Source organism: Methylobacterium brachiatum (assembly GCF_900113845.1).
Lineage (GTDB): Bacteria > Pseudomonadota > Alphaproteobacteria > Rhizobiales > Beijerinckiaceae > Methylobacterium > Methylobacterium brachiatum.
Genome location: NZ_FOQW01000029.1, coordinates 12,399 through 37,060 on the forward strand (window position 1 = coordinate 12,399; position 24,662 = coordinate 37,060).

Annotated in this window: 22 protein-coding genes; 11 read left to right on the forward strand and 11 right to left on the reverse strand. The window is 68.6% G+C overall.

Annotated elements, in window-relative coordinates; all coding sequences use genetic code 11:
- Window positions 1–88: 88 nt before the first annotated feature.
- Window positions 89–2,368, reverse strand: a complete 2,280-nt coding sequence (locus tag BMZ47_RS26205) for a glycosyltransferase (RefSeq protein WP_091865165.1) — start codon at window positions 2,366–2,368, stop codon at window positions 89–91.
- A gap of 60 nt (window positions 2,369–2,428) precedes the next feature.
- The gene (locus BMZ47_RS26210) at window positions 2,429–3,112 is read right to left on the reverse strand and encodes an FkbM family methyltransferase (RefSeq protein ID WP_091865168.1); all 684 of its coding nucleotides are present in this window, start codon (window positions 3,110–3,112) and stop codon (window positions 2,429–2,431) included.
- Window positions 3,113–3,557: 445 nt separating this feature from the next.
- On the opposite strand from BMZ47_RS26210, the gene BMZ47_RS26215 reads away from it, so the two are divergent.
- The 7 genes from BMZ47_RS26215 to BMZ47_RS26245 all read left to right on the forward strand — a co-directional run bounded on the left by BMZ47_RS26215 (window position 3,558) and on the right by BMZ47_RS26245 (window position 11,281).
- A complete protein-coding gene (locus BMZ47_RS26215; RefSeq protein WP_091865170.1) occupies window positions 3,558–3,869 on the forward strand; it encodes a hypothetical protein in 312 nt (103 codons plus the stop codon).
- A gap of 447 nt (window positions 3,870–4,316) precedes the next feature.
- Complete coding sequence (locus tag BMZ47_RS26220; protein WP_091865172.1) at window positions 4,317–4,706, forward strand: thiol-disulfide oxidoreductase DCC family protein; 390 nt, start codon at window positions 4,317–4,319, stop codon at window positions 4,704–4,706.
- Window positions 4,707–4,970: 264 nt separating this feature from the next.
- The gene (locus BMZ47_RS26225; protein WP_091865174.1) at window positions 4,971–5,693 is read left to right on the forward strand and encodes a carbonic anhydrase; all 723 of its coding nucleotides are present in this window, start codon (window positions 4,971–4,973) and stop codon (window positions 5,691–5,693) included.
- A gap of 119 nt (window positions 5,694–5,812) precedes the next feature.
- On the forward strand, window positions 5,813–6,226 hold the full coding sequence (locus tag BMZ47_RS26230) for a hypothetical protein (RefSeq protein ID WP_091865177.1): 414 nt from the start codon (window positions 5,813–5,815) through the stop codon (window positions 6,224–6,226).
- Between the two features lie 77 nt (window positions 6,227–6,303).
- The gene (locus tag BMZ47_RS26235; protein WP_039903371.1) at window positions 6,304–6,711 is read left to right on the forward strand and encodes a FixH family protein; all 408 of its coding nucleotides are present in this window, start codon (window positions 6,304–6,306) and stop codon (window positions 6,709–6,711) included.
- Window positions 6,708–8,129: an efflux RND transporter periplasmic adaptor subunit gene (locus tag BMZ47_RS26240; RefSeq protein ID WP_091865183.1), complete on the forward strand. Its 1,422-nt coding sequence runs from the start codon at window positions 6,708–6,710 to the stop codon at window positions 8,127–8,129. The genes BMZ47_RS26235 and BMZ47_RS26240 overlap by 4 nt, the downstream gene beginning before the upstream one ends.
- Window positions 8,126–11,281, forward strand: coding sequence for an efflux RND transporter permease subunit (locus BMZ47_RS26245; RefSeq protein WP_091865185.1), 3,156 nt, complete (start codon window positions 8,126–8,128; stop codon window positions 11,279–11,281). Before BMZ47_RS26240 ends, BMZ47_RS26245 begins: the two co-directional genes overlap by 4 nt.
- Before the next feature lie 249 nt (window positions 11,282–11,530).
- Here the strand turns inward: BMZ47_RS26245 and BMZ47_RS26250 are convergent, their stop codons facing one another.
- From BMZ47_RS26250 to BMZ47_RS26280, 7 genes are all read right to left on the reverse strand, one after another.
- Window positions 11,531–13,480, reverse strand: a complete 1,950-nt coding sequence (locus BMZ47_RS26250) for a methyl-accepting chemotaxis protein (RefSeq protein ID WP_167369114.1) — start codon at window positions 13,478–13,480, stop codon at window positions 11,531–11,533.
- 382 nt (window positions 13,481–13,862) lie between these two features.
- Entirely contained in the window at window positions 13,863–17,093 is a 3,231-nt protein-coding gene (locus tag BMZ47_RS26255; protein WP_091865189.1) for an efflux RND transporter permease subunit, read from the reverse strand.
- Between the two features lie 10 nt (window positions 17,094–17,103).
- Window positions 17,104–18,372 carry an efflux RND transporter periplasmic adaptor subunit gene (locus BMZ47_RS26260; protein WP_091865191.1) on the reverse strand — a complete coding sequence of 423 codons (1,269 nt, stop codon included), beginning with the start codon at window positions 18,370–18,372 and terminating at the stop codon, window positions 17,104–17,106.
- A gap of 138 nt (window positions 18,373–18,510) precedes the next feature.
- Window positions 18,511–18,870, reverse strand: coding sequence for a hypothetical protein (locus BMZ47_RS26265; protein ID WP_091865193.1), 360 nt, complete (start codon window positions 18,868–18,870; stop codon window positions 18,511–18,513).
- A gap of 305 nt (window positions 18,871–19,175) precedes the next feature.
- The gene (locus BMZ47_RS26270; RefSeq protein WP_007569333.1) at window positions 19,176–19,355 is read right to left on the reverse strand and encodes a hypothetical protein; all 180 of its coding nucleotides are present in this window, start codon (window positions 19,353–19,355) and stop codon (window positions 19,176–19,178) included.
- 84 nt (window positions 19,356–19,439) lie between these two features.
- Window positions 19,440–20,528 (reverse strand): catalase family protein, encoded by a 1,089-nt coding sequence (locus BMZ47_RS26275; protein ID WP_091865196.1) that lies wholly within the window; start codon window positions 20,526–20,528, stop codon window positions 19,440–19,442.
- 162 nt (window positions 20,529–20,690) lie between these two features.
- Window positions 20,691–21,518 carry an outer membrane protein gene (locus tag BMZ47_RS26280; RefSeq protein ID WP_091865198.1) on the reverse strand — a complete coding sequence of 276 codons (828 nt, stop codon included), beginning with the start codon at window positions 21,516–21,518 and terminating at the stop codon, window positions 20,691–20,693.
- 178 nt (window positions 21,519–21,696) lie between these two features.
- Between BMZ47_RS26280 and BMZ47_RS26285 the strand changes: the two genes are divergently transcribed.
- The 3 genes from BMZ47_RS26285 (at window position 21,697) to BMZ47_RS26295 (ending at window position 22,733) form a co-directional block, all read left to right on the forward strand.
- On the forward strand, window positions 21,697–21,939 hold the full coding sequence (locus tag BMZ47_RS26285; protein WP_007566988.1) for a hypothetical protein: 243 nt from the start codon (window positions 21,697–21,699) through the stop codon (window positions 21,937–21,939).
- A 61-nt stretch (window positions 21,940–22,000) separates the two neighbouring features.
- Window positions 22,001–22,360: an energy transducer TonB gene (locus BMZ47_RS26290; protein ID WP_208601119.1), complete on the forward strand. Its 360-nt coding sequence runs from the start codon at window positions 22,001–22,003 to the stop codon at window positions 22,358–22,360.
- Between the two features lie 172 nt (window positions 22,361–22,532).
- The gene (locus tag BMZ47_RS26295; protein ID WP_007566985.1) at window positions 22,533–22,733 is read left to right on the forward strand and encodes a hypothetical protein; all 201 of its coding nucleotides are present in this window, start codon (window positions 22,533–22,535) and stop codon (window positions 22,731–22,733) included.
- A 69-nt stretch (window positions 22,734–22,802) separates the two neighbouring features.
- On the opposite strand, the gene BMZ47_RS26300 is transcribed toward BMZ47_RS26295, so the two are convergent.
- Both BMZ47_RS26300 and BMZ47_RS26305 read right to left on the reverse strand, forming a co-directional pair.
- On the reverse strand, window positions 22,803–23,009 hold the full coding sequence (locus BMZ47_RS26300) for a hypothetical protein (protein ID WP_091865202.1): 207 nt from the start codon (window positions 23,007–23,009) through the stop codon (window positions 22,803–22,805).
- Window positions 23,010–23,102: 93 nt separating this feature from the next.
- Window positions 23,103–23,585 (reverse strand): DUF2721 domain-containing protein, encoded by a 483-nt coding sequence (locus tag BMZ47_RS26305; protein WP_007566981.1) that lies wholly within the window; start codon window positions 23,583–23,585, stop codon window positions 23,103–23,105.
- 512 nt (window positions 23,586–24,097) lie between these two features.
- On the opposite strand from BMZ47_RS26305, the gene BMZ47_RS26310 reads away from it, so the two are divergent.
- Window positions 24,098–24,662 (forward strand): outer membrane protein (locus tag BMZ47_RS26310; protein ID WP_091865204.1); only part of this gene is annotated, 565 nt, incomplete at its 3' end.

Below are 24,662 nucleotides of genomic sequence, written 5' to 3' on the forward strand. Positions count from 1 at the left end.
CAGCAGATTACGGTTAGCATCGCGCTTTCTTGTCCCTCTTATAGTAGTGCCACACCGGAGGCACTACTCAGCCAGCCGCTCGCTGCGTTTAATCAGTGAGTCTGACCTTCTTCACGAATGCACCGAGCCGACGAGCGTCCCCGGATGCCTCAATAAAATCTGACGAGTAAATGTCGATTAGGACTGGCGCCGATAGGTCCTTCGGCAGGGGCGCGCGCAAAGTAAACTCATCCCACGAACTTACGTCTTTGTGGACAGGCTCGCCATTACCGACCTTGACAGAGACATACCTGTCATCATCGCCAGAGAAGGAGGCCATCATATCGATTTCGACGAAGAGCTGCTCCGACCGCGATCCTCCATCGACTGCGAGCGTCAGCGTGGCGTGGTCATTTTTGGACCAAATGCCGGTCGTATCGAATGGATAAAATCCGCGCGGTGCCAGCTTGTCGAATATCTCCGGGCCGCCGCTGACTTCTTGTCCGACACTGATTGGCACCGCAGCCAACTCTGTAAGCCCACCAACAGAATTCGGAACGAAGCTGCCCACGACTTCATCGTATGACCGCTTTGCATTGAACCGCATTCCACCAAGCCGACTTTTGATGCGGTCGACGCAGAGGGACCAGACGGTCTGATTCACTGCGAGCATAGAGTTGTCGGATTGCTTGGAGCGCCAATGCCAGACTGCGGTCGCGCTCCCGGTAAAAGCCGCATCACCGCTCTGCGCCAGAAGCGTATAGAGGAAGATATCCTCACCAACTTCCAGCTCGGGATCATCCCCGATCACTCTTTGGATGGTGCTTCTTCGCGCGATCCAGGCATTACTCTGAATAAAGTTGTCGAGGTGGAGAAGGCGAGACAGATTGTATCGATCAAGAAATACAAGCTCTGATTGCTCTTCGATTTCTTTTTCAAGGGGGCCGTTAAAGTTATCAAAATGAAAATATACCCCTGGGTCATCTTCGCGACGCACGACGCCAGTATATGCCATGACGCAATCGGGATTGTTTTCGATCGCGTAGACGAGCTGATCGTAATGATTGGGAAAAACGGTGTCGTCGTCATCTAGATGGCACACGAACTCGCTGATGCATTTTTCGATCCCATGCCACAGCGCAGTCGAGCGAAACCCAGTGTCAGCAGAGCGGGTATATCGGACCGGCAATCCAGACCTTGCGAGGCCCGCGGCGTAATCCTCGATATCTGAGCGCCCCTTGTAATCAACGACGATGATGGAAAGCCTCAACGCCGGGCTGCGGCAGGCCAGCACCGACTGCACGGCGCGGTCAAGCATAGCGATGTCGCGGCCGCCGGCGCGGACAATGACATCACAAGTGGGAGCGCGAGGTTTCGGAAGCGTCGGGCTTCGCCTCTGATCCTTGTCGATATCGTGAGCGGAATAATTCTTGGCAAGAGGAGTCATCGACTCGATGACCGTCTGCGCGAACGGTATAATCTCTTCAGCCAGCTTCTTCTCGAGCGACCAGTGTTTGTCGAACCACGCTTTGCCGGCGCGACCCTTCTCATAAGAAGCATCCGGGTTGTTTCGGATATCCTCCATGATGTGTTCGATCTGATCAGCAAGACCTTTTGCCGTTGACCCAGGCTCAATGAAATAGGCTATGTTTTGAAGGTTGTCTTCCGCGAACTTGATTCGATCGCAGATGAGGACGCCGCCGACCGACAGCGTCTCGAAAATCCGCATGGAGGGCGTATTCTCACGAATGTGCTCTTGCTTGTGCAGGCAGAGCGCGACCCCGTGACTTGCCAGCGTCTCGACCAGGGAATGGCCATCGAAGGGAATTTTTCCTCCATACGACCCGGGCACATGGTCCCAGCTCTTTTCCGGTCCGTAGAAGCGACACAGACCACGCTTGTCGAGGTGCTGAAACAGACCCTTGTGCCGATCTCCGTCCCAATGGACGCCGACGTAGCAGAGCGTGGGACAGCGATTGTTTCTCAGCGCCTCGATATCTGTCTGATATGTCGTCGGCAGAAAGATGAACGGCGCTACAGGTTTTCTGATTGCGACACCCTGAATATTGTCTTTAACAAAGCGCCGTATTTGATCGTTCCCTGGAATCGACCCATCATAAGAAAGTATTGATTTGATCCGATACGGATCGCTTTTGAAAAAATCAGTTGGGCTCCACTGCAATCCAATCGTTGGAAATGGAGTTAATTTGCGCGAGAACTCGTGTGTCACCAGAACAAAGTCTGGCTCGCACTCGTATATATCTCCGCTTGTGACGACATGGACAGCTTCTACACCTATGTTGCCGCAAGCCCTGATGAACCGGGCGATGAATTCTTTCTCGGCGTTTTCTTCAAGATTGGGCCAGCTATCTTGTATCGCAATCTTCATGGCAGGTGCCCTTGCAGTCCTTATAAATGAGCGCGCGCGAGTAAGGTTCGTGCTATACCGTCATCCGCGATAGGGCACGTACAGATTTAGATCAAAATTTTCTCTGATCGACTTAAACGCCTTGCGCTTCAGATCCGGCTTTATCATTACAATATCACATTGCCAGAATGCATCATCATAATAACATGGCTCGACAATATCCAAGATCTCAAAACCATGATGCTGTAACGCGAACAGGCGCTCTGCGATCCGAGCATGATCAGCTTCGATGATAACGATTGCCGTTTGCTGGAGCGTCAGGTGTGCGCCCTCGATGACCTTCAGCTCGTGGCCGTCAATATCGATCTTGAGAAGATACGGCCCCTGGCGTGGGTAGTCAGACAGGAACGAGTCCAACTTGAACATTGGCACAGTACGATGCGACGAGGAAGACGCGGGCCCGTCAACGATTGAACTGTGGGAGATATCGACGCCCGCGATGACCGATTTGGTCTCCAGAGTCACCTCACCGTCCGCATTCGAGATGGCGCAATTGATGAACTCGTGGGAGATGCCGCGGTATGCCTCATCGATCGCTGGCTTGAACTCAGCCACCGGCTCAAAGAGCACGTGATGGCGATCTGGAAAGGCGCTGATCAGCTCCGGCGTGCCTGTAAGAATCCCGACATCTAATATAGTCTTGAATTCAATCCCCCGGCTCTTGATTAGATCAAGGCATTGTTCCTTGGTGGGGCGGCGCGACATTCGTCAAAAACCCGGCAATTATGCGCTCGCCCGTGTGCAAATATTGCGCCAGCGATAGCCGCCGCACAGGCACATCAGGCGCTTAGGCGCGCTCGACAGGGGGTGCCTGATGCCACAACATGATATCGAATGCGAGGGGCAGGGGGGCAAATTCCTGACGCCTGTTACACGGCATGGGCTGAAGTCCGCGATGTGTGGTCTATCCGCCGCCGATGATCGGGATCAGTTGCGCAATTCGTGCTCAAGGTTGGTTAGAACCAACCGCATCCGCTGACGCCTGCGCGCAGGCCTTCGCAATCACCGGCCCTTTCTCTGACGTGAGGCAATTGGTCTACGACTGTTCGCTTATCCGCCGCCACGCCGGCACGGTCGTCGGCCTCTTGCGCCCGCACGTCCCGCATCGCGGGCGCAGCGCAGCATTCGACACGAAGCTGTTCACCAGGCCATGGCGCCCATCGACATTGAGACGCCCCTTTCCGTAGATAAAGTGCTTAACGCCGCCGAGGGCATCGGCGGCGATCACCGGGCCCTGGCAGATAACCGTCTCGTCGATGACATGACGCCGTATAGCCTCGCGGTATTCCCGGGCCACAACCAAGGCCTAAGCCAACCTCAGACCGGAGCGCATATCGTCTACCGGAGCCTTACGGGTATGGGCTACATCACCGTTTTCAACGGGTCATCGGACCGTATGGCTGAGATCTGGAACCCTACCTCCGAAGAAACTCTCGCGGAGCGGGCCGAGGTCGGTGCTTAAGGAAGTCGGGAGACCTCAGAATCCCTTGAAAACTCCTCACTCCTACCCTGCGAGAAAAACAGTAGATACATACATTACGGGAGACCATACGAAATATATCTTACAATTGGAAGGCATTCTTGTTCCACCAATCGGGGTTAAGTTTTGGATTTTTATTGCTAAATTTCTGACTTTCCGGATCCGCTGCGTGTTTTTTTAGATCGTTGTTGTCGCTCGGTAAGTTCGGCTTGGTCCCGTACCCCACTCCCGCCGCCTTGCACGGCATCAGTCCAGCCTCCCGAATTCACGGGCCGGATCATCTGCGACGCTGAGACCGCGTCTGCCCGGGGGCGATCACGGGGCTGGAGCGTTTACCCGAAACCCACATCCGATTCTGGTCACGGCCTGCCTCATCGGTCCTGCCCAAAGGCACGGGGACCGGCCTTGCAACCCCTGAGCGCTGATCCGATGAGTTCCGACCTGACTGTCTACTACGATGGCGGCTGCCCGCTCTGCCGAGCCGAGATCGGCCACTATCGCCGATGCCGTGGAGCCGAGCGGATCGCCTTCGTCGACGTCGGCCACACCGCGCCACAGGTCGGCCTCGGACCGGATCTCGATCGGGCCGACGCGCTGCGACGCTTCCACGTGCGGGGCGCCGACGGCCAGCTCGTGTCGGGTGCTGCGGCATTCGCCCGCCTGTGGCGTTTCCTGCCGCATTGGCATTGGCTCGGCCGTCTCCTCGACCTGCGCGTCTTCGGGCTGCGGCCCCTCCTGCCGCTGGCTGAGGCGGCCTACCGGCTGTCGCTGCCCTTACGGCCACGCCTGGCACGGCTGATCGCGCGCCGGCGCCGCTGAGCTGCCCCTGCGCCCTGCTCGGACGGCCACACCGGGAACGCGGATCGGATCTCCGGGCCACTCTGGCGGCATCCGAATGGCTTGGGCGCACGGGTGAGACCGCTACGGCCGTCGACGAGGCCTCAAGCCGAAGCGACCGCGTAACAAACGCCGAAGATGTGAATGAGCGTGGTCCTTACCGGATTGGCCGTCGAGGCTAGATCGTTACCGAGGTGGCTTTGGCCGCACGCCGGTCGCGTCATGTGGATGGCCTGGAGACACGCGATGACGCAGATGCTGAGCCGTCGGCACCTTCTCGGATGCGGCTGCCATCTCGGCGCGGGGATGATCGCCGCAGGGGCGATGCGGCACCCGGCCCTGGCTGCCGTGCCGAGCACCAAGAAGACGGAAATGACGCCGGATCAGGCGCTGAAGGCCCTCAAGGACGGCAATTCCAGCTACCTCACCGACTCGCCCGTGCGCTCCGCCCAGGGCCGTGAGCGCCGCATCGAGATCGCGCTGGGGCAGACGCCCTTCTGTGTGCTGGTCAGCTGTTCCGACAGCCGCGTCTCGCCGGAGATCCTGTTCGGTCGCGGTCTCGGCGAACTGTTCATCGTGCGCAATGCCGGCAACACTGTCGACACGACGGCGCTCGGCTCGATCGAGTATGCCGTGGCACAGCTCGGCGTGCCCCTGATCCTGGTGATGGGCCACAGTCGCTGCGGGGCCGTCGAGGCCGCCGTGAGCGTGGTCCGGAACAACACCACCTTCCCGGGCGCCATCGGCCAGATGATCGAGCCGATCGTGCCGGCGGTCCTAACAGTCCGGGACAAGCCGGGGGACCTCGTGGAAAACTCCGTCCGCGCCAATGTCGACCGCACGGTGGCGCGCCTGCGGTCGGCCGCCGAGCCACTCCTCACCGACCCGCAGAAGAGCGGCAAGCTGCGCGTGGTCGGCGCCGCCTACAGCCTGGACACGGGCAACGTCGACTTCTTCAACGAAGGATAACGGCAGCGCCCGCCGGATCCCGCCCTCGCCCCGGGCCGCTGCGATCTGCCCCGGCCCGGTCGGGACGCGTCTGCCGCTAACCGCTTCCACACCACCGCGAAAGCTGGCATCCTAGGCCCGTGATCCTCTGGTTGGCCCTTCGGCGGCTGCTTCCGCTTCTGGCGGTTCTGAGCCTTGCCCTGACGCCGGTCGCCGCGCCCGCGGCGGTCGCCGGCATGCATGCGCCGATGGCCCAGGCGGCGGCGCCGCATGGGCACGACCACGCGATGGCCATGGCCGAGGATGCCATGGCGGCCATGCCGTGCTGCCCGCCCGAGGCGGCGCCGGCCGATCAGCCGGCGGATGGCGCCAAGGGGGGCTGCCTCAAGGGCTGCCCGCTGATGGCCATGTGCCTGGGCAGCCTCGCCTCCCTGCCGCCCTCCGGGATCGGACTGCCGGTGCCCCGCGCCGCCGGGGCGACCGCCTTCGCGCTCAGCGCCGAGGGGTTCGCCAGCGTCACCGGGACGCCGCCGCCCGAGCCGCCCCGAGCCTGAACCCGATGAAGCGGGCCGCCGCGCCCGCGTGAGGCCGCACGCCCGTGCGGCCGGCCATCGTGTTCAGGAGATTCTGCGTGACCCTTCATTCTGTTGCCCAATCCTGGGCGCGCGCCTGCGCGGCCGCGCTCGTCGGCGTCGCCTTGACGGTCCCGGCCCGGGCCGCGCCCGCGGATTACCGGTTCGAGCTCGTCACCCAGGAGGCCAAGGTCGGCGAGGCCGTCCTGACGGTCCGCCTGGTCGACACGCGCAGCGGCCAGCCGGTCACCGATGCGGTGATCTTCGCCAAGCGCATCGACATGGCCCCCGACAGCATGGACGAGATGACCTCGACCCTGGCGCAGCTCCCGTCCACGGAGCCGGGCCTCTACCGGTTCAAGACCAAGCTCACCATGGCGGGCGGCTGGCGGCTGTCGCTCGGGGCCAAGGTCCAGGGCGAGACCGGCACGGTGAGCGACAGGCTCGTCTTCCGGGCCGTGCCGTGAGCCGCGCGGCCTGGCTGGCCGGGACCCTCGCCGCCCTGGCGGCGGGGGGCGCCGGCTACGGGGCGGGGCGCATGGGCGGCCCCGATCCGATCCCGCTCTTCGCGCGGGCCTGGGCGGGCTTCGCCGCCGGGCCGGAGGCCGCCACCGGGCCGGTGGTCTATTACCAGGATCCGGACGGCAAGCCGGTCTACTCGCTGTCGCCGATGATGACCGAGGACGGGCGCCTGTTCCGGGCCGTCCAGGCCAGCGAGGATCTGCGCTTCGACCGGCCCGCCGCGGAGGACGGTTCGGGTCAGGCCGGGCCGGGGGCGGGCGACGGGCCCGAGAATCCCGGCCGGACGGTGCGCTACTACCGCAACCCGATGGGCCTGCCCGACACCTCGCCGGTGCCCAAGAAGGACTCGATGGGGATGGACTACATCCCCGTCTATGACGGCGACGATCCGGACCCGACCACCGTCACGGTCTCGCCGGGCCGGGTCCAGCGCACCGGCGTGCGCAGCGCCGTGGTCGAGCGCCGGGTCGTGTCCCGGCCGGTCCGGGTGCCCGGCACCGTGGCCCTCGACGAGCGCCGGGTCACCGTGGTGGCGACCCGGGCCGACGCCTATGTCGACCATGTCGAGGACGTCACCACCGGCGACCGGGTCCGGCAGGGGCAGCCCCTGGTCTCGGTCTACGCGCCGGAGATCAACGCCGCCGCCGCGCAGCTCATCGCCAATCCGGGCTTCGACGGCGCCCGCCGGCGCATCCGCAACCTCAACGTCTCGGAGGCGGTGATCGCCGAGATGGAGCGGACCCGGACGGTGCCCCGCGCCATCACCTGGGCCGCGCCCCGCGACGGGCTGGTGCTCGAGCGCAGGGCGGTGGAGGGCATGAAGGCCGCGGCCGGCGACACCCTGTTCCGGATCGCCGACCTGTCGCGGATCTGGGTCCTGGCCGACGTGCCGGAGCACGACCTCGCCGGCATCCGCGTCGGCCAGGCCGCCACCGTGCGGGTACCCGGCCGCAGCCTCACCGGCCGGGTGGAGGTGATCTACCCGCAGGTGAATCGGGAGACCCGCTCGACCCGCATCCGGATCGAACTGCCGAACCCGGACGGGCTGCTCCTGCCGGACATGTATGCCGACGTGGAGATCGCCACGGGCGCCACCGAGCCGGTGGTGGCGGTGCCCGAAGGGGCCGTGCTCGAGACCGGCGCGCGCCAGGCGGTGCTGATCGATGGCGGGGAGGGCCGGTTCGCGCCCCGGGCGGTCGAGATCGGGCGGCGCGGCGACGGCTATGTCGAGATCCGCGCGGGCCTCAGGGCCGGCGAGCGGGTCGTCACCGCGGCGAATTTCCTGATCGACGCCGAGAGCAACCTGAAGGCGGCGCTGGCGAGCCTCGCCGCCCCGCCGACGGACGGGGAGGGCGGCCGATGATCGCCCGGCTGATCGCCTGGTCGGCGCGCAACCGCGTGCTCGTTCTGATCGGCACCGTCTTCGCGGTGGCGGCGGGATTCCAGGCCCTGCGCACCCTGCCGCTCGACGCCATCCCGGACCTCTCGGACGTGCAGACCATCGTCTACACCGAGTATCCGGGCCAGGCCCCGCAGGTGGTCGAGGACCAAGTCACCTACCCGCTGACCACCGCCATGCTGACCGTGCCGCGGGCCAAGGCGGTGCGCGGGGTCTCGATGTTCGGGGTCTCCTTCGTCTACGTGATCTTCGCGGACGGCACCGACCCGTACTGGGCGCGCTCGCGGGTGCTCGAATATCTCAACGGTCCGGCGAGCCGCCTGCCCGCCGGGGTGATCCCGACGCTGGGGCCCGACGCCACCGGGATCGGCTGGGTCTACCAATACGTGATCCAGGCCCGGCAGCGGACGCTGGCCGAGCTGCGCTCCCTGCAGGATTGGGTCGTCCGGTTCGCGGCCTCGCGCGGGGAGGGCGTCGCCGAGGTCGCCCCGGTGGGCGGCTTCGTCAAGCAGTACAGCGTCGTGGTCGACCCGAACCGCCTGCGCGCGCAGGGCATCAGCCTGAACCGCCTGCGCGACGCCATCCGGGCGAGCAACGCCGATGTCGGCGGCCGCACGGTCGAGCTGTCCGAGTTCGAGGTGGTGGTGCGCGGCCGGGGCTACCTCAAGAGCACCCAGGATATCGGCGCCGTCGTGCTCAAGACCGATGCCGGCACGCCGGTGCGGGTGCGCGACGTCGCCCGGGTGGAGATCGGGCCCGACGAGCGACGCGGGATCGCCGAGCTCGACGGGGCGGGCGAGGTCGCCGGCGGCATCGTCGTGCAGCGCTTCGGCGCCAACGCCCGCGCGGTCATCGCGAGCGTCAAGGATCGGCTGGCCGAGATCGCCAGGAGCCTGCCCTCGGGAACCGAGATCCTGCCGGTCTACGACCGGTCGCAGCTCATCGACGCGGCGATCGCCACGCTGACCCACACCCTGGTCGAGGAATGCGCGATCGTCGCCCTGGTCTGCCTGGTGTTCCTGCTGCACCTGCGCAGCGCGCTGGTGGCGATCCTGATGCTGCCGGTCGCGATCCTGATGGCGTTTTCGGCCATGCGGGCGCTCGGGCTCAGCGCCGACATCATGAGTCTGGGCGGCATCGCCATCGCGGTCGGGGCGATGATCGACGCCGCCATCGTGATGATCGAGAACGCCCACAAGCACCTGGAGCGCGCGCCCCCGGATCGGCCCCGGGCCGAGATCCTGGTCGGGGCCGCCGCCGAGGTCGGGCCGTCGCTGTTCCTGTCGCTCCTGGTGATCACGGTCTCGTTCCTGCCGATCTTCACCCTGGAGAGCCAGGAGGGCCGGCTGTTCGGGCCGCTCGCTTTCACCAAGACCTTCGCGATGGCGGCGGCCGCGCTGCTGTCGGTGACCCTGGTGCCGGCGCTGATGATCCTGTTCGTGCGCGGCCGGATCGTGCCGGAGCACCGCAACCCGGTGAACCGGCTGCTGGTCGGGATCTACCGGCCGCTGATCGCCGCGGTGCTGCGGGCCCGGATCCTGACGCTCCTCCTGGCGCTCGGGGTTCTCGCCGCCACGATCTGGCCGGCCCGCCAGCTCGGCTCGGAATTCATGCCCGAGCTCAACGAGGGCACGCTGCTCTACATGCCCACCACGCTGCCGGGCCTGTCCGTCACCAAGGCGGCCGAGCTGCTGGCGACCCAGGACCGGATCATCAAGACGTTTCCGGAGGTCGCCTCGGTCTACGGCAAGGCGGGCCGTGCCGGCACCGCGACCGATCCGGCGCCGCTCGAGATGTTCGAGACGATCATCCGCCTGAAGCCCCCGGAGGCGTGGCGGCCCGGCGTGACGCTGGCGAGCCTGCGGGCCGAGATGGACAAGGCGCTGCAATTTCCCGGTGTGTCCAACGCCTGGACCCAGCCGATCCGCGCCCGGATCGACATGCTCGCCACCGGCATCCGCACCCCCGTGGGCGTCAAGCTGTTCGGCCCCGATCTCGCCGCCCTGGAGCCGGTCGCCCGGGCCGTGGAGGCGGCGATCCGCACGGTTCCGGGCACGACGAGCGCCTATGCCGAGCGCGTCATGGGCGGCACCTTCCTCGACGTCACCCCGGACCGGGAGGCGCTCGGCCGCTACGGACTCTCCGTCGGCGACGTCCAGGACGTGGTCGCCACGGCGCTCGGCGCGGCGACCGTCACCACCACCGTGGAGGGCCGCGAGCGCTACGGCGTCACCGCGCGCTACCCGCGCGCCCTCCGGTCCGACCCCCAGGCCATCGCCAACGACGTCCAGGTGGCGCTGCCCGCCGGCGGGACCGTGCCGCTGGGCGCGGTCGCGTCGATCCAGCTCGCGCGCGGGCCGACCGCGATCCGCACCGAGAACGGACGGCCCGTCCTCTACCTCTACGTCGACATCGCCGGGCGCGACCTCGGCGGCTATGTCGGGGAGGCGCGGGACGTGGTGGCGCGCGCCGTGCCGCTGCCGGAGGGGATGACGCTGCAGTGGAGCGGCCAGTTCGAGGCCCTGGAGCGGGCCGAGGCCAGGCTTCGGCTCGTCGTGCCGGCGACCCTGATGGTGATCGTCCTGCTGCTCTACCTGGTGTTCCGCCGGGTGACCGAGACGCTGATCGTCCTGCTGTCGCTGCCCTTCGCGCTGGTGGGCGGCGTCTGGCTGATGTGGGCGATGGGCTTCCACCTCTCGGTCGCGGTGGCGGTGGGCTTCATCGCCCTGGCCGGCGTCGCCGCCGAGACCGGGATCCTGATGCTGGTCTATCTCGACCAGGCGCTCGCCGAGCGGCGCGGCGAGGCCGCGCGGGCCGGGCGCCCCCTCACCCGGGAGGACCTGCGCGCCGCCATCATGGTCGGGGCAGTGGAGCGGGTCCGCCCGAAGATGATGACCGTGGTGGCGATCATGGCCGGCCTGGTGCCGATCCTGTGGAGCACCGGCGCGGGGTCCGAGGTGATGCAGCGGATCGCCGTGCCGATGATCGGCGGCATGGCCTCCTCGACCCTCCTGACCCTGATCGTGATCCCGGCGGTCTACGCCCTGATCAAGGGCCGAGGTCTGCCCGCGGAGGCCGAGCTGGCGGTTGCGGAGCCGGTCCGGGCCGCGGCGTGACCGCGATGCAAGCGGAGTGGGGGCCGGAGCCCGACGCGTCTCCCCCTGCAGGCCCGCGGCGTCACACATCGGGTCCGGCCGCCAGCCTGTGAAGCACACCGCGCTTTCCCCTCCCGGCAAAGCGGAGGCGGGAAGGCGGCGCCTCGCCCCGCGCCATGTGTGGACATCGCAGCCGACAGAGGGGCGGGGAAAGGCGTGATGTTTCAGTGACCTAATCTGGAACGGCCCGCCGGATGAAGACGCCGGCCTTCAGGCCGCCTGGATGTCCCGCAGGAAGTCGTCGACCTCCCGCTTGACCTTCAGGGATTGCGCGGCCAGCTCGGCGGCGGCGTTCAGCACCTGCGCGGCGGCGCTGCCGGTCTCGCCCGAGGAGGCCAGCACCCGCGCCACGTTGGACGACACGTCCTGCGTGCCCCGGGCCGCCTCGCCGGCATTGCGCGAGATCTCGCTGGTCGCAGCGGTCTGCTCCACGATCGTCGAGGCGATCGCCCCGCTGATCTCGTTCACCGTCGCGATGGTCCGGGCGATCTGCTCGATCGCCTCCGCGGCCTGGCCGGTGGCCATCTGGATCGCCGCGATCTGGCCGCCGATCTCCTCCGTGGCCTTGGCGGTCTGGCCGGCGAGCTCCTTGACCTCGGCGGCGACCACCGCGAAGCCGCGCCCGGCCTCGCCGGCGCGCGCCGCCTCGATCGTGGCGTTCAAGGCCAGCAGGTTGGTCTGCCCGGCGATCCCGGAGATCGTCGTCACCGCCGCGCCGATCTGCTCGGCGGCCATCCGCAGGCTGGCCATGGCGGCGTTCGTGGTCTCGGCCTCGTGGGACGCATGACCGGCGACCTCGTTGGAGCGGAGCACCTGCCGCTCGATTTCCTGCAGCGACGAGACCATTTCCTCGGCGGCCGCCGCCACGGTCTGGACATTGTTCGAGGCCTGCTCGGCGGAGGCGCTGGAGGCCACCGCCTGATTGTTGGTGTCGTCGGCGACCTGGGTCATCGAGCGCGCCGTGGCGTCGAGTTCGTTGGCGGCCCCGGTGACGATGTCGAGCGAGGCCGCGACGTTCTGCTCGAAGGCCCTGACCAGTTGGTCGACCCGCTCGACCCGGCTGAGGCGGGCGGCCTGCTCGGCGGCCTGGGCGGCCTCCAGCTCGGCCCGGGCGATGGCGTTCTGGCGGAATACGTCCACCGCCTTGGCCATGGCACCGATCTCGTCAGTGGCGTCCCGGGACGGCACCACGACATCGGTGTCACCCTCGGCCAAGCGCTTCATCGCGTTGGTCATGCCGACGATCGGCCGGACGATGCTGCGGGCGATCAGGAGGGCCAGCACGCCGCCGATCAGACCGGCCACGCCGATCAGGCCGATCTGCACCCACCAGGCATACGCCACTGTGGTCGCCGTCTCGCGGGCGATCTTGTCGACCATGACGTTAATCATCTCGCGCACCTTGCCGACGGTCTGATCGATCGCCTCCATGTGCGGCTTGATGCCGGTCTCGAACACCGTCCTCGCGGCCTCCATCGCCCGGACGGTCACGTCGAAATTGCGGGCATAGGCCTCGAGCGCCTCGGCGACGGCCTGGACCTGCGGCGCGAAGGCGGTGGCCCCTTCGGCCGCCTTGAACGCCGCAAGCGCGGCCTTGGCCTTCCCGACATTCGTGGCGAAGGTGGCCGGTCCCTTCGGGTCGAAGGTGGCGAGGAACCGCCAGTTGGCGACGCGGACCAGCAGGATGGCGCTCTCGGCGCTCTGGGCCTCGCCGAGCGTCGCGCCCCCGGCTTGCGCGCGCACCGCCGCGACCAGGACTTTCGTCGCCTGGGTCAGGGTGTCGCCGCCCGTGAACAGGGCGTCCTTGGCCGCGCTCAGGCTGGCGCCGGCGGCAGCCAGGCGATCCAGCTCCGGCTTCAGCGCCCGGGCGTGATCGCGCGTTCCCATGTAGAGCCGTCGCCCCTCGTCCGAGATCGCCAGGGCGCTCAACTGGTCAGCGATGTCCTCGGCCTCGCGCCGAACGGGCTCAAGGGCGGCGATCCGCTCGGGCTTGGGCGTGACCTGGTTCTGCTCAACTTCGCCGGCCAGTTTTGCCGCCAGGCTGTTCAATGTGAAGACCTGGCGGGCGATCGTATCCAGCCGGCCCCGCAGCGCGTATTGATCGTTGACGACGCCCTGCTGATAGAACGAGTAGATGCCAACGATCCCACCGAGTAACATAAGAAGAATAAATCCGGCATAGATCCGGAAACTTATACTGAAATTCATCGCAAATATCCCGCGGACAAAGCAGACCATGCCTTCAAATTCCATCCTTAACTTCCTACCGTATCGCATCAATGTCAACATACTATTCTTATCTTTAACATGATTTTACTATATTACGACAATCAGCGAAATATGGAGCATCTGCTCTATTCGTTCTGCAGCTCCAGATCATCGGGCGGCTTTTCCAGCATCCGCCCGCGGTTGCGCAGCCGCGAAGCGCATCGGGAGCAGGGGACCGACCGAGCGGCCGTTACACCTCCGCCCGAAGGCCGGATCCTGGATCGCAGGCGCGCCGCGGATCTTCCGGGATCCGATCGGCCGAGGCCGCCGCGGCTCAGGCCGCCCGCCGGGGCCGATCCTGCGCCGGCGCCGCGGCGGGACCGGCTTTCCCGAACCGCGCGTAGAGCGCCGGCAGCACCACCAGGGTCAGCAGGGTCGCGCTGATCAGGCCGCCGATCACCACGGTGGCGAGCGGCCGCTGCACCTCCGCGCCGGTGCCGGTGGCAAGCGCCATCGGGACGAAGCCGAGCGAGGCGACCAGCGCCGTCATGGCCACGGGCCGAAGCCGGGTCAGGGCCCCCTCCAGGATCGCCGCCCGCAGGGGCCGGCCCTCGGCGACCAGCTGCTTGATGAAGCTCAGCATCACGAGGCCGTTCAGCACCGCCACCCCCGAGAGCGCGATGAACCCGACCGCGGCCGGCACCGACAGCGGCATCCCCCGCAGCCACAGGGCCGCGATGCCGCCGGTGAGCGCCAGCGGCACGGCGGAGAACACCAGGAGCGCGTCGCGGACGCTGCCCAGCGCCGAGGTCAGCAGCAGCAGGATCAGGACGAAGCAGGCCGGCACGACCAGGGTCAGGCGCCGCCGGGCCGAGGCGAGGTTCTCGAACTGGCCGCCCCAGGTCACGTAGGAGCCCGCCGGAAGCGCGACCTGCCCGGCGACCTTGGCTTGCGCCTCCGTCACCAGCGAGCCGATATCCCGGCCGCGGACATTGGCGGTGACGACGACGCGCCGCTGGCCGTTCTCCCGCGAGATCTGGTTGGGCCCCTCGGTCACCGAGAAGCGCGCGACCTGCCGCAGCAGCACGGAGGCGACCTTGCCGTTGGCCCCCGGGGGCAGGGGGACCGGCAGGTTCTCCAGGGCCTCGCGGTCCTCCCGGACGGCGTCGGTCAGGCGCACCACGATCGGGAAGCGCCGGTCGCCCTCGAACACGAAGCCCGCCTCCCGGCCGCCGATCGCGGCCCCGATCACCTCCTGGATCGCCCCGGTACTGAGACCCAGCCGCGCCGCCTCGGTCCGGTCGATGCCGATCTCGAAGACCGGCAGGCCGGCGATCTGCTCGACCTTCACGTCGTCCGCCCCGTCGATGCCGCGCAGGATCGCGGCGATCTGGTTGGCGGTCTTCAGCATCGGCTCGAAGGCATCGCCGAACACCTTGACGGCGAGGTCGCCCCTTGTCCCGGCGAGCAGCTCGTTGAAGCGCAGCTGGATCGGCTGGGAGAACTCGTAGACGTTGCCGGCGAGCGCGCCCACGGCCGCCTCGATCTGCGCCTGGAGCGCCGCCTTGGTCAGCGCGGGATCGGGCCATTCCGCCTGGGGCTTCAGGATCACGAAGGTGTCCGACGCGCTGGGCGGCATCGGGTCGGAGGCGATCTCGGCGGTGCCGGTCTTCGAGAAGACGGTGGCCACCTGCGGGAAGGCCGCGACCGCCTGCTCGACCTTGAGCTGCATGGCCTGCGACTGGGTCAGGGCGGTCGAGGGGATCCGGCTGGCGTTGAGCGCGATGCTCTTCTCATCGAGGAGCGGGATGAACTCGGTCCCGAGCCGGGTCGCCAGCAGGCCGGCCCCGGCGAGCAGCAGCAGCGCCGCCCCGAGGACCGGCGCCGGCGCCCGGATCGCCCCGGCGAGCAACGGCCGGTAGGCGGCCTTGAGCCCCCGGATCAGCCGGTTGTCGGCCTCGGTGACCCGGCCGGTGATCACGATGGCGATCAGGGCCGGCACGAAGGTCAGCGACAGCAGGAACGCGCAGGCCAGCGCGAGGATCACGGTCAGCGCCATGGGCTCGAACATCTTGCCCTCGACCCCCGTGAAGGTGAGGAGCGGCGCGTAGACCAGGATGATGATCGCCTGCCCGTAGAGCGACGGGCGGATCATCTCCTCGGCCGAGGCCCGGACCGTCTCCAGGCGCTCCGCCAGGTCGAGCCGGCGCCCCAGGGCGTGCTGGCGCTCGGCGAGGTGGCGGAGCGCATTCTCGGTGATGATCACCGCCCCGTCGACGATCAGCCCGAAATCCAGGGCGCCGAGGCTCATCAGGTTGGCCGAGATTCTGGCCTCGACCATGCCGGTGACGGTCATCAGCATGGCGACCGGGATCACCAGGGCCGCGACCAGGGCGGCCCGGACGTTGCCGAGCAGCAGGACCAGCACCGCGATCACCAGGGCCGCGCCCTCGGCGAGGTTCCGGGCCACCGTGCGGATCGTGGCCTCGACCAGGACCGTCCGGTCGAGCACCGTCTGCACCACGATCCCGGGGGGCAGGGTGCGGCGGAGCTGGGCCATGCGCGCGTCGACCGCGGCCGCGACCGTGCGGCTGTTCTCGCCGATCCGCATCAGGGCGGTGCCGATCACGGCCTCCCGGCCGTCCGCGCTGCCCGAGCCGGTGCGCAACTCGCGCCCGAAGCGCAGGGCCGCGACGTCCCGGACCCGAACCGGCACGCCGCCGCGGGTGGCGACCACCACGTCGGCAATCGCCTCCATGCTCTCCAGGCGACCGGCGGCGCGGACCACGTAGCCCTCGCCATTGTCCTCGAGGTAGCGGGCGCCCTGGTTGGCGTTGTTGGCCTGGAGCGCCCGGACCACGTCCCCGAAGGACAGGTCGAGGGCGGTCAGCTTCGTCGGGTCCGGCTGGACATGGTACTGCTTCTCGTAGCCGCCGATGCCGTCGACCCCGGCCACCCCCGGCACGGTCCGGATCTGGGGCCGGATGATCCAGTCCTGGACGGTGCGCAGATAGGCGTTCCGTTCCAGCTCCGTGGCGAGGCTCTGGCCCTCCCGGGTGCGGAAGCTGCCGTCCGGCTGCCAGCCCGGGCTGCCGACGGGCACGACATTCCGCTCATCCGGCTCCGCGTAGCGGACCGACCACATGGTGATCTCGCCCAAGCCGGTCGAGATCGGGCCCATATGTGGCTCGGCGCCGGGGGGCAGGTCGCCCTTCACCTGGGCCAGGCGCTCGGCGACCTGCTGGCGGGCGAAGTAGATGTCGAGCCGCTCGTCGAAGATCGCGGTGACCTGCGAGAAGCCGTTGCGCGAGAGCGAGCGGGTGTGATCGAGCCCCTTGATGCCGGCCAGCGCGGTCTCGACCGGGTAGGTCACCTGGCGCTCGATATCGACCGGCGACAGCGACGGCGCGAGCGTGTTGATCTGCACCTGGTTGTTGGTGATGTCCGGCACCGCGTCGATCGGCAGCCGGGTCAGCGCCGTGGCGCCGAAGCCCGAAGCCAGCAGCACGAGGAGCAGGACCAGCCAGCGCTGGCGGATCGAAACGTCGAGGATGCGGCTGAGCATGTCCGGCGCCTCAATCGTCGTGGCCGGCTTCGGCCTTGCCGAGCTCGGCCTTCAGCAGGAAGGTATTGCCGACCGCGATCGCCTCGCCGGGGGCGAGCCCGGCTTTGACCGCGTAGGATTCATCGTCGGAGCGCCCCAGCTCCACCGGGCGCATCGCGAAGCCTTCCGGGGTCCGGACGAACACAACCCGCGCGCCCGCGACGGTCTGGAGCGCGGCCTTGGGCACCCGGACCGGCACGTCGTCCCGGGCGATCTCCAGCTCGGCGGTGACGAAGGTGCCGGGCCGCCAGGCGAGGTCGGCATTGGGCAGGGCGACCACGACCCGGGCCGAGCGGGTCTCCGGGTTGAGGAACGGGCTCACGAAGATCACCCGCCCCTCGGCGCGACTTTCGCCGCCCTCGCGGATCGGGGCGACGGTGACCCGCGCGCCCTCCTGGACCTGGGCGAGGACGAGGGTCGGCACCGACAGCTCGATCCAGACCGTGGTGAGGTCGGCCAGCAGGTAGAGGTCGGCCGGGTCGCCCTCCTTGCCCACCGCCGAGCCGACATCGACCCGGCGCTCGACCACGCGGCCGGCGAGCGGCGCGCGCAGCTCGTAGCGGCGCAGGGTCGAGAGGGTCGGGGTCGCCTCGTCGCGCCTCTGCGCGGCCGCGACCTCGGCGGCGTCGAGCCCCAGCGCCGACAGCTTCTGGCGGGCGAGGTCGGCCCGCAGCCGGGTCTCGAGATACGCCGCCCGGGCGCTCTGGAAGGCGGATTCCGAGGCCGAGCGCGAGGCCAGCAGCTTCTGCTGGCGCTCGAAGTTGATGGTCTGGAGTTCGACCTGGACCAGGGCGGTCAGGTACTCGCTCTTGGCGTCGGCGACCTCCCGGCTGTCGAGCACGGCGACGACCTCGTCCTTCCGGACGGAATCGCCCAGGCGCTTGCGCATCTCCACCACGGTCCCGACCACCCGGGCGGGGACCCGGGCGATCCGGTCGGTGTCGGGGGTGATGGTGCCGGGCACGAGGAGGTGGCGTGCCAGGATCCCGCCGGTGACCGGTGCCACCGTGATGTCCTGCGCCGCGACCTGCTCGGGGCTCATCCGGATCACCCCCGCCTCGGCCTGCTCCGCGTGATCGTGGTCATGGTCGTGCCCGGCCTTCTCGGGCGCGGGGCCGGCGGCGGGCCCGGCCAGGCCGAGCGCCGCGAGGCCGTCCCGGACGAGCCCGGACGCGGCGGGAACGGCAGCGCCGATGACGATGCCGACGGCCAGGACGGCCGCGGAGACGAGGATGCGCATGGTGAGCCTGCTCGGCCGGGACCGCGGAGCGGCCGTGCGGCGGCTCCGGGGATTCCCGTTCAGGGGACGCGTGAGGGCGAGCCGGGCGCCGCATGGGCGGCCCGGCGAGGACGCGGGCCGACGCGCGGCCGCGTCGGCTCAGGCGCGGGGAGGCCGGGGCAGGCGGTCGGGGGCGATGGAGGGGAGGGGGCGAGCGACCCGGATCGCGACCGGCCGGCCGGGGATCGCCGCCGGGCCCGAGAACCCGGTCTCCAGGGGCGCGGCCTGATGGCAGCCGCAATGGAGATGCGCGCCCATGCCGGGATCGACGGCGCCGCCGGCCTCCGCGACGGACTGCCCGACGCTCCGCTCATGATGGCCACCGGCATGGAACGCCAGATCCGCCGCCAGGCCGACGCCCGGACCGGCCAGGCACAGGGCCAGGACGAGCGCGAGCCTGCGGGCGGCGATCGCCCACCAGCCGCGCGTCGAGCGCCCCTGCCGAACCCGAGATTCCATGGCGGCCGTTATGGGCGATCCGGCCTCGGACGCACAAGACCCGTCGCGAGCGGGCAGGGGGCCGACGGCCCGCGCGGGATCGTCCGCGGCGTGCGGTGACGGACGGGCCCCCGGGGAGGGCGGATGCCTGCCGTCTGCGCAGCCGGGCCCCCACCCGTGAACCCGCCATTTCGACCGGGCACGGCACAAAAACCCCGCGTCCCAGGTGGGACGCGGGGCTAAAAGGCTGCACGGTCGTCGGAGCGCGGGGCTCCTGGATCGACCGGTCTCTCGGCCGTTATGGTTAAGGCCGGGTTACCGCGGGCTTACTTGCCGCTGGGGGCCGCGCCGCTGCCGGTGGCGCCGTTGCCGGTGCTGTTGCTGCCGGCCGGCGAACCGGAGGTCGAGGTGTTGCCGTTCGGCGTGCTCTGGGCGGCCGCCATCCCGGCGCTGCCGGCGACGAGGGCGAGGGCGAGAAGCGTGGTCTGAAGGGTACGGCTGGTCATGATACGCTCGACTTCCCAAAGGCCGGCCCCAGCCGGCATGCCCCCGATAACAGCCCGGGCACCGGGGCTGTTCCCGGCCGCGGGTTACACCGAAAGGGCGGCGGCGCTGGCGGGTTCGTGCAGCGGGCAGCCATTGTGCTCGGCCCGGAACCCCGCCGATTTCGGGTAGACCGCCCGGCGCGCCCGCATGATCGAGCCGAGCGGCCGGTGCGCCGCCAGGCCGTGCCACGGGCTGAAGGCGAGGCCGTCGTCCAGCGCCGCGGCCTTGGCCTCGCTCCAGGCCGCCTGGCGCGGCACGGTGATCCGCGCCACCACCCGGTAGGGGCTCTCGGTCTCGGGCCACGGCACCGAGGCATCCTCCACCGGCATCGTCGCCGGATCGGTCATGAGCTGCGCCCGCAGCTCCCAGACCCCGTCATGGGCGGCGAAGTGGGCCGCCACCGCCTCGCGCAGGCCGTTCGGCTTGCCGTTGACGTTGAGCGGCGCGCGGGTGAGCGCGGTCAGCTCCGGGGAGACCGGCGCCACCGAGACCTTGGCGACGTAATCGCCCCAGCGCACGGGCACCTGGCTGTAGAAGGTCTCGCCGAGGATATGGGTCTCCGGATGGCCGCCCAGGGCGATCACCGCCGGGCTCTGGGTGCCCAGCCCCTCCAGCACCGTCTCGACGCCGCGCAGCAGGGCCGAGAGCCCCTTCTTGAACACCTGCGGGGTGTCGGTGGTGGCGGCCAGGAGCTTGAGGGTCTTCAGGAAGGCGGCGCCGTCCTTGGCCGTGAAGGCCGGGGCGTTGGCCATCACGAAATCCTGCGTCGTGCCCTTCGACCCGGGCAGGCGCTCGCCGGCCACGCCCAGGATCTTGAGGGCGAGGCCCCGGGGGGTCGAGACGCTGTCGTCGAGGATGTCGCCGGGATTGGTCGAGAGCCGCAGCACCACGTCGTGCGTCCCCGGCGTCGCGAAAGCGCCCTGGGCGAGCTCGGGCGGCAGGTCCGGCAGCACTTCGAGCCGGCCCAGGAGCAGGCCATGGGCCTTGGCGTGCACGCCGCGCACCGCGTGGCCGTAATCCTTCAGCGTCGTCGTCTGGATCTTGGCGAATTGCGCGATCATGCCGGCGTGGATCGCGTCCTCGTCGGGCTGCGGCGTCTCCAGGTCGGGGGTGTAGCGGGTGAACGGGGCCATGGGTCGGGTCGCTCCGGGCGGCGATTGCGAGTTGGAGCCTCAACCGATGTGTTTCCGTGCCGTTCCGACCCATTCCAATGACAAACGCCCCGGGCGCGGGGGCACCCGAGGCGTTTACCGATCTCAGCAAGGCCCGGCCGATCCGGCCGGGCGGTGCTGGTCTTAGTACGAGCCGAACTTGTAGTTCAGGCCGGCGCGGACCACGGCGAACTCGTCGTCGCGGCGGCCGATGTTGTTGTAGACCACCGGGAAGTTGTTGGCGGCGTTGATCACAAACGCACCCTGGTTGCGGGTGTTGCGGTCGAGGTTGACGTACAGGCCTTCGATCTTGAGCGTCACGGCCGAGGACCGGAAGAAGTTCAGGAACGAGTCGACCGGGAGGGCGTATTCCATGCCGCCGCCGACGGTCCAACCGGTGCGGAAGCTGTCGTTGCCGGCGAAGCCGCCGAACGAGCGGTCAGCGCTGCCCGAGCCGTAGGCGAAACCGCCGGTGCCGTACACCAGGACGCGGTCGAAGGCGTAGCCGAGACGGCCGCGCACGGTGCCGAAGAAGTCGAGGCTCGACAGGCCGCGCGGATCGGTCAGGTAGACGCCGGGGGCCAGCGGGCCGACCACAAAGGCGTTGTTCCGGCTGCGGCCGAAATCGAGGTACTGGGCGTCGGCCTCGACGCCGACCACCACGCCCGAGCCCGGGGTGAACTGGAAGTTGTAGCCGACCTGGCCACCGCCGGAGAAACCTTCCTGGTTCCGCTGGCTGAAATAGGCCGTGGTGCCGGCGCCGTACGGGGCCGGGACGGCGAAGCTCGAGGTGTTGTTGCTGCTGGCGTCGAACGCGTAGCCGGCGTTGATACCGAAATAGGCGCCGGTCCAGGTGAACACCGGGACGGGGGTGAAGACGGGCGGCGGGGCGGCGCGACGCGGCAGGTCGGCGGCCGAAGCGGCGGCGGTCAGGGCGGTAAAGGCGGCCAACGAGGCCAGAAGCGTCTTCATGACTGGTCTTTCCCCAGCGAATGTTCCTATCGAGCGCGAAATTACCCGGTTTTCCACACTCAAGCTGTATCGCCGCTGCCACAGGTGTGGCGGAAGCCAAAGATCGCCCGATCCGGGCTCCGGCCGCGAACCATCCCGCCGCCGGCCCGTTGGCGCTCCACGGTAGCGGAGGCCCCCCATGACCAAGCTGTTCATCGCTCAGATCCGCGACGCGGACGGAGACAAGCCGCTCGTGACGGTGCGGGCCGAGGCCGAGGGCGAGGCGCGCCTGTTCCTGGCCGCCGCCTACCCGGAGGCGGAGATCGCCAGCGTCACCGAGCCGAGCGACTGGACCAGCGACGCCGATACCGGCGCCCGGGCCGGCGACATCCGCGAGCATCCCGGCACAACATGGCAGACGCCCTCGAGCCTCGCGGATTGACGCGCATTCGAGCGATGATCTTCACGGGCCGTCAGCCCGCATCGTCGAGGCTGGCGCGGTGATGTCCGGCGATCCCACACCCCGGCTGCTCGCAGCCGCGGCCGCCCTGACCGGCGCCGCCTTCCTGATGCTCCGCTCGGAGCCATCCTGGACGGGGGTTCTGGTCGGCCTGGCCTGCCTCGCCCTCTGGGCGCTGGGCACCCTGGCGGCCAAGCCCGGCCGGACGCTCGCCCTGACCAAGCCGTCGCGCCCGATGGTGCTGGAGGCGGTCGTCGTCGAGACGCCCCGGTCCCGGCCGGAACTGCTGCCGGCCCCACCGCGCCCGGACCGCCAGGCGATCGCGGTGCGCCCGACACAACTTCCGGAGGTTCCGAGCCGTCGCCTTCGGGTAACCGAGCGGCGCACGCGCGGCCGGCGGTAGGGCCTTGTCGCACCCGTCGAAGACTTGGCGCGCGGACAGGCCGATCCGTCGAAGAGACGCGCCGTCGCGGCCGCCCGCTCGCGCAACCCGCGACGAGTCCGCGACGCGAGCTTCTGCCGCAGGGCCGATGCCGGACATGCCGCGTTGCCCGCAGCCACCCGAGGAGACAGGCATGGCCGACAAGGCTGACGTGATCACCTACACCATCAAGCAGGCCCTGGCCGCCAAGGTCGACGACCATATCGAGATCGCCGTGGAGGCCGAGGACGGCACCACGCTGAAGCTCAAGGCCACCGCCGATCAGCTCGACGCCCTGGTCGGCGACCTGGAGACCATCCTGGACGCGGACGATTCGGAAGAGGAAGCCGCCTGAGGCAGGCCTCCGGGGCCGCCGCCGGGATACGCCCGGGCCGGCGGCCCTCTCTTATAGGATGCGTCCCGTTTACCGCTTCGCCTCGAGCGCCTGCATATCGAGCAGCGGAATCAGCGGTTCCAGGTCGATGATCGGGCCGTCGACATCGAAGAACTCGCCCTCGCCGGGCAGGGTCAGTTCCTCCTCCTCGTCCCGCCGGCCGAACGGCAGGAGAGAGGAGAGCATCCCGAGGCACAAGGCTCCCGCGATGAGGGCAACCAGAATCGCGACACTCATGGCGGAACACTCGGGCGCAGCAGGCGAGCGGAATCAAGCCGCATCAAGATTAAGACGAAGTTCCTTAGGCATGCAACGCGAAACGTGACCGGGTCACGACCGCGCCGGGACCTTGTCCTGCTGGTGCTCGACCTCGTCGCGCACGCCGTGACCGGCCATCAGGATCTCGGTCATGAACGCCCCGATCGCCGCCACGGTGCAGATCAGGGCCGCGCCGAAGCAGGCGAACAGGATCGAGGCGGTCGCCGCATCGCGCATCGCCCCGACGAACAGGGTCAGCACCGCCAACCCGATCAGGCAGCCGGCGAGCGAGGCGAGGACGACCGCCACGTCGAGGACGAGGGAGCGCCGCCGCAGGAACGTCAGCCGGCGGGACAGGCGCACGGCCTCCGCCTCCGTCGCCCGGGCGATCTCCCCCGAGAGGGTATCGACCTTGTCGGAGATCCGGCCGAGCCGGGTGGAGAACACGTTCAGCAGGGTCGCGAGCGCCGAGAGGAGGAAGGCCGGCGCGAGCGCCACCTGGATGATGTGCGCGATGCTGTCGGGCTCGGTGGAGCTCAGGGAGAAGCCGAACATGGGCGCGCTAGGCTCGCGCGCCGGACGCGACCGCCCGGCCTTCGGCACCGTTCCCCGCGGCGGCGGATGATCTGGGATCCAGCATGCCGGGAGCGTCACCACAGGATGCCGGCCGAGCGCAACCCGATGCCCGCACCGACGGCCGGTATGCAGGGGCCGGGAGCGTTAATTAATCTTAACTGCGATCAACAGTCCCGGATGGGCTTGCGGGCCGCCGGCTACTCGGATCTAACAGAGGATGAAGCTTCCTGGTTGGTCCTGGGAATGTTCTCGAGCAAACTAAAGCCCCGTCAGCCCCGTGCGGCGGGGTTTTTTGCTGCCGGAAACGTCGAGATACAAATCTTCGGGCCGAAATCGGCCTTCTTGGGCGCGGGATGTGCTCAAGCGCACGCGCCCAACCACCGGTCCGAGGCGCCCAGGAGCGCTGTTGCAGCGCTGCACTATCGCGTGTCCTCAACCTGCCGTCTCTGTTGCCGGGCACACATCCCGCCGAACGGGAGACAGAGGACCAGATGATCAAGAAGCTTCTTCTCGCGAGCGCCGCCACGGCCCTCCTGACCGGCGCCGCCTCGGCCGCCGACCTGCCGCGCCGCGCCGCCCCGCCGCCCGTCTTCACCCCCGTCCCGGTGTTCACCTGGACCGGCGCCTATTTCGGTATCAACGCCGGCTACGCGTTCGACGCCAGCAGCCGCTCGAACAACTCCACCTTCGGCGTGCCCTTCCCCTACGCCGCCCCCGGCACCACCGCGACGTTCCGCGACCGCAGCCAGGACGGCTTCTCCGGCGGTGCCCAGGTCGGCTACAACGTCCAGTTCACCCCGGGCTCGGGCGTGGTCGTCGGCATCGAGGCCGACGCCCAGTACCTCGACTTCGGCCGCGGCCGGAACAACGCCTTCGTGAGCGGCGCCGTGGCCCCGGGCTACTACGTCACCGACCCGCGCGGCCTGTCGAGCCTCGACTACTTCGGCACCGTGCGCGGCCGCCTCGGCTACGCCTTCGACCGCACCCTCGTGTACGGCACCGGCGGCTTCGCCTACGGCTCGGGCAGCGCTGACCGCTCGTTCGGTGGCTACGCCG

What these genes read in the sequence shown, in the direction of transcription:
- BMZ47_RS26205 (WP_091865165.1), bottom strand. Translation starts at nt 2,368, where the DNA reads ATGAAGATTGCGATACAAGATAGCTGGCCCAATCTTGAAGAAAACGCC.
- BMZ47_RS26210 (WP_091865168.1), bottom strand. Translation starts at nt 3,112, where the DNA reads ATGTCGCGCCGCCCCACCAAGGAACAATGCCTTGATCTAATCAAGAGC.
- BMZ47_RS26215 (WP_091865170.1), top strand. Translation starts at nt 3,558, where the DNA reads ATGGCGCCCATCGACATTGAGACGCCCCTTTCCGTAGATAAAGTGCTT.
- BMZ47_RS26220 (WP_091865172.1), top strand. Translation starts at nt 4,317, where the DNA reads ATGAGTTCCGACCTGACTGTCTACTACGATGGCGGCTGCCCGCTCTGC.
- BMZ47_RS26225 (WP_091865174.1), top strand. Translation starts at nt 4,971, where the DNA reads ATGACGCAGATGCTGAGCCGTCGGCACCTTCTCGGATGCGGCTGCCAT.
- BMZ47_RS26245 (WP_091865185.1), top strand. Translation starts at nt 8,126, where the DNA reads ATGATCGCCCGGCTGATCGCCTGGTCGGCGCGCAACCGCGTGCTCGTT.
- BMZ47_RS26250 (WP_167369114.1), bottom strand. Translation starts at nt 13,480, where the DNA reads ATGTTACTCGGTGGGATCGTTGGCATCTACTCGTTCTATCAGCAGGGC.
- BMZ47_RS26255 (WP_091865189.1), bottom strand. Translation starts at nt 17,093, where the DNA reads ATGCTCAGCCGCATCCTCGACGTTTCGATCCGCCAGCGCTGGCTGGTC.
- BMZ47_RS26260 (WP_091865191.1), bottom strand. Translation starts at nt 18,372, where the DNA reads ATGCGCATCCTCGTCTCCGCGGCCGTCCTGGCCGTCGGCATCGTCATC.
- BMZ47_RS26265 (WP_091865193.1), bottom strand. Translation starts at nt 18,870, where the DNA reads ATGGAATCTCGGGTTCGGCAGGGGCGCTCGACGCGCGGCTGGTGGGCG.
- BMZ47_RS26270 (WP_007569333.1), bottom strand. Translation starts at nt 19,355, where the DNA reads ATGACCAGCCGTACCCTTCAGACCACGCTTCTCGCCCTCGCCCTCGTC.
- BMZ47_RS26275 (WP_091865196.1), bottom strand. Translation starts at nt 20,528, where the DNA reads ATGGCCCCGTTCACCCGCTACACCCCCGACCTGGAGACGCCGCAGCCC.
- BMZ47_RS26280 (WP_091865198.1), bottom strand. Translation starts at nt 21,518, where the DNA reads ATGAAGACGCTTCTGGCCTCGTTGGCCGCCTTTACCGCCCTGACCGCC.
- BMZ47_RS26285 (WP_007566988.1), top strand. Translation starts at nt 21,697, where the DNA reads ATGACCAAGCTGTTCATCGCTCAGATCCGCGACGCGGACGGAGACAAG.
- BMZ47_RS26290 (WP_208601119.1), top strand. Translation starts at nt 22,001, where the DNA reads ATGTCCGGCGATCCCACACCCCGGCTGCTCGCAGCCGCGGCCGCCCTG.
- BMZ47_RS26295 (WP_007566985.1), top strand. Translation starts at nt 22,533, where the DNA reads ATGGCCGACAAGGCTGACGTGATCACCTACACCATCAAGCAGGCCCTG.
- BMZ47_RS26300 (WP_091865202.1), bottom strand. Translation starts at nt 23,009, where the DNA reads ATGAGTGTCGCGATTCTGGTTGCCCTCATCGCGGGAGCCTTGTGCCTC.
- BMZ47_RS26305 (WP_007566981.1), bottom strand. Translation starts at nt 23,585, where the DNA reads ATGTTCGGCTTCTCCCTGAGCTCCACCGAGCCCGACAGCATCGCGCAC.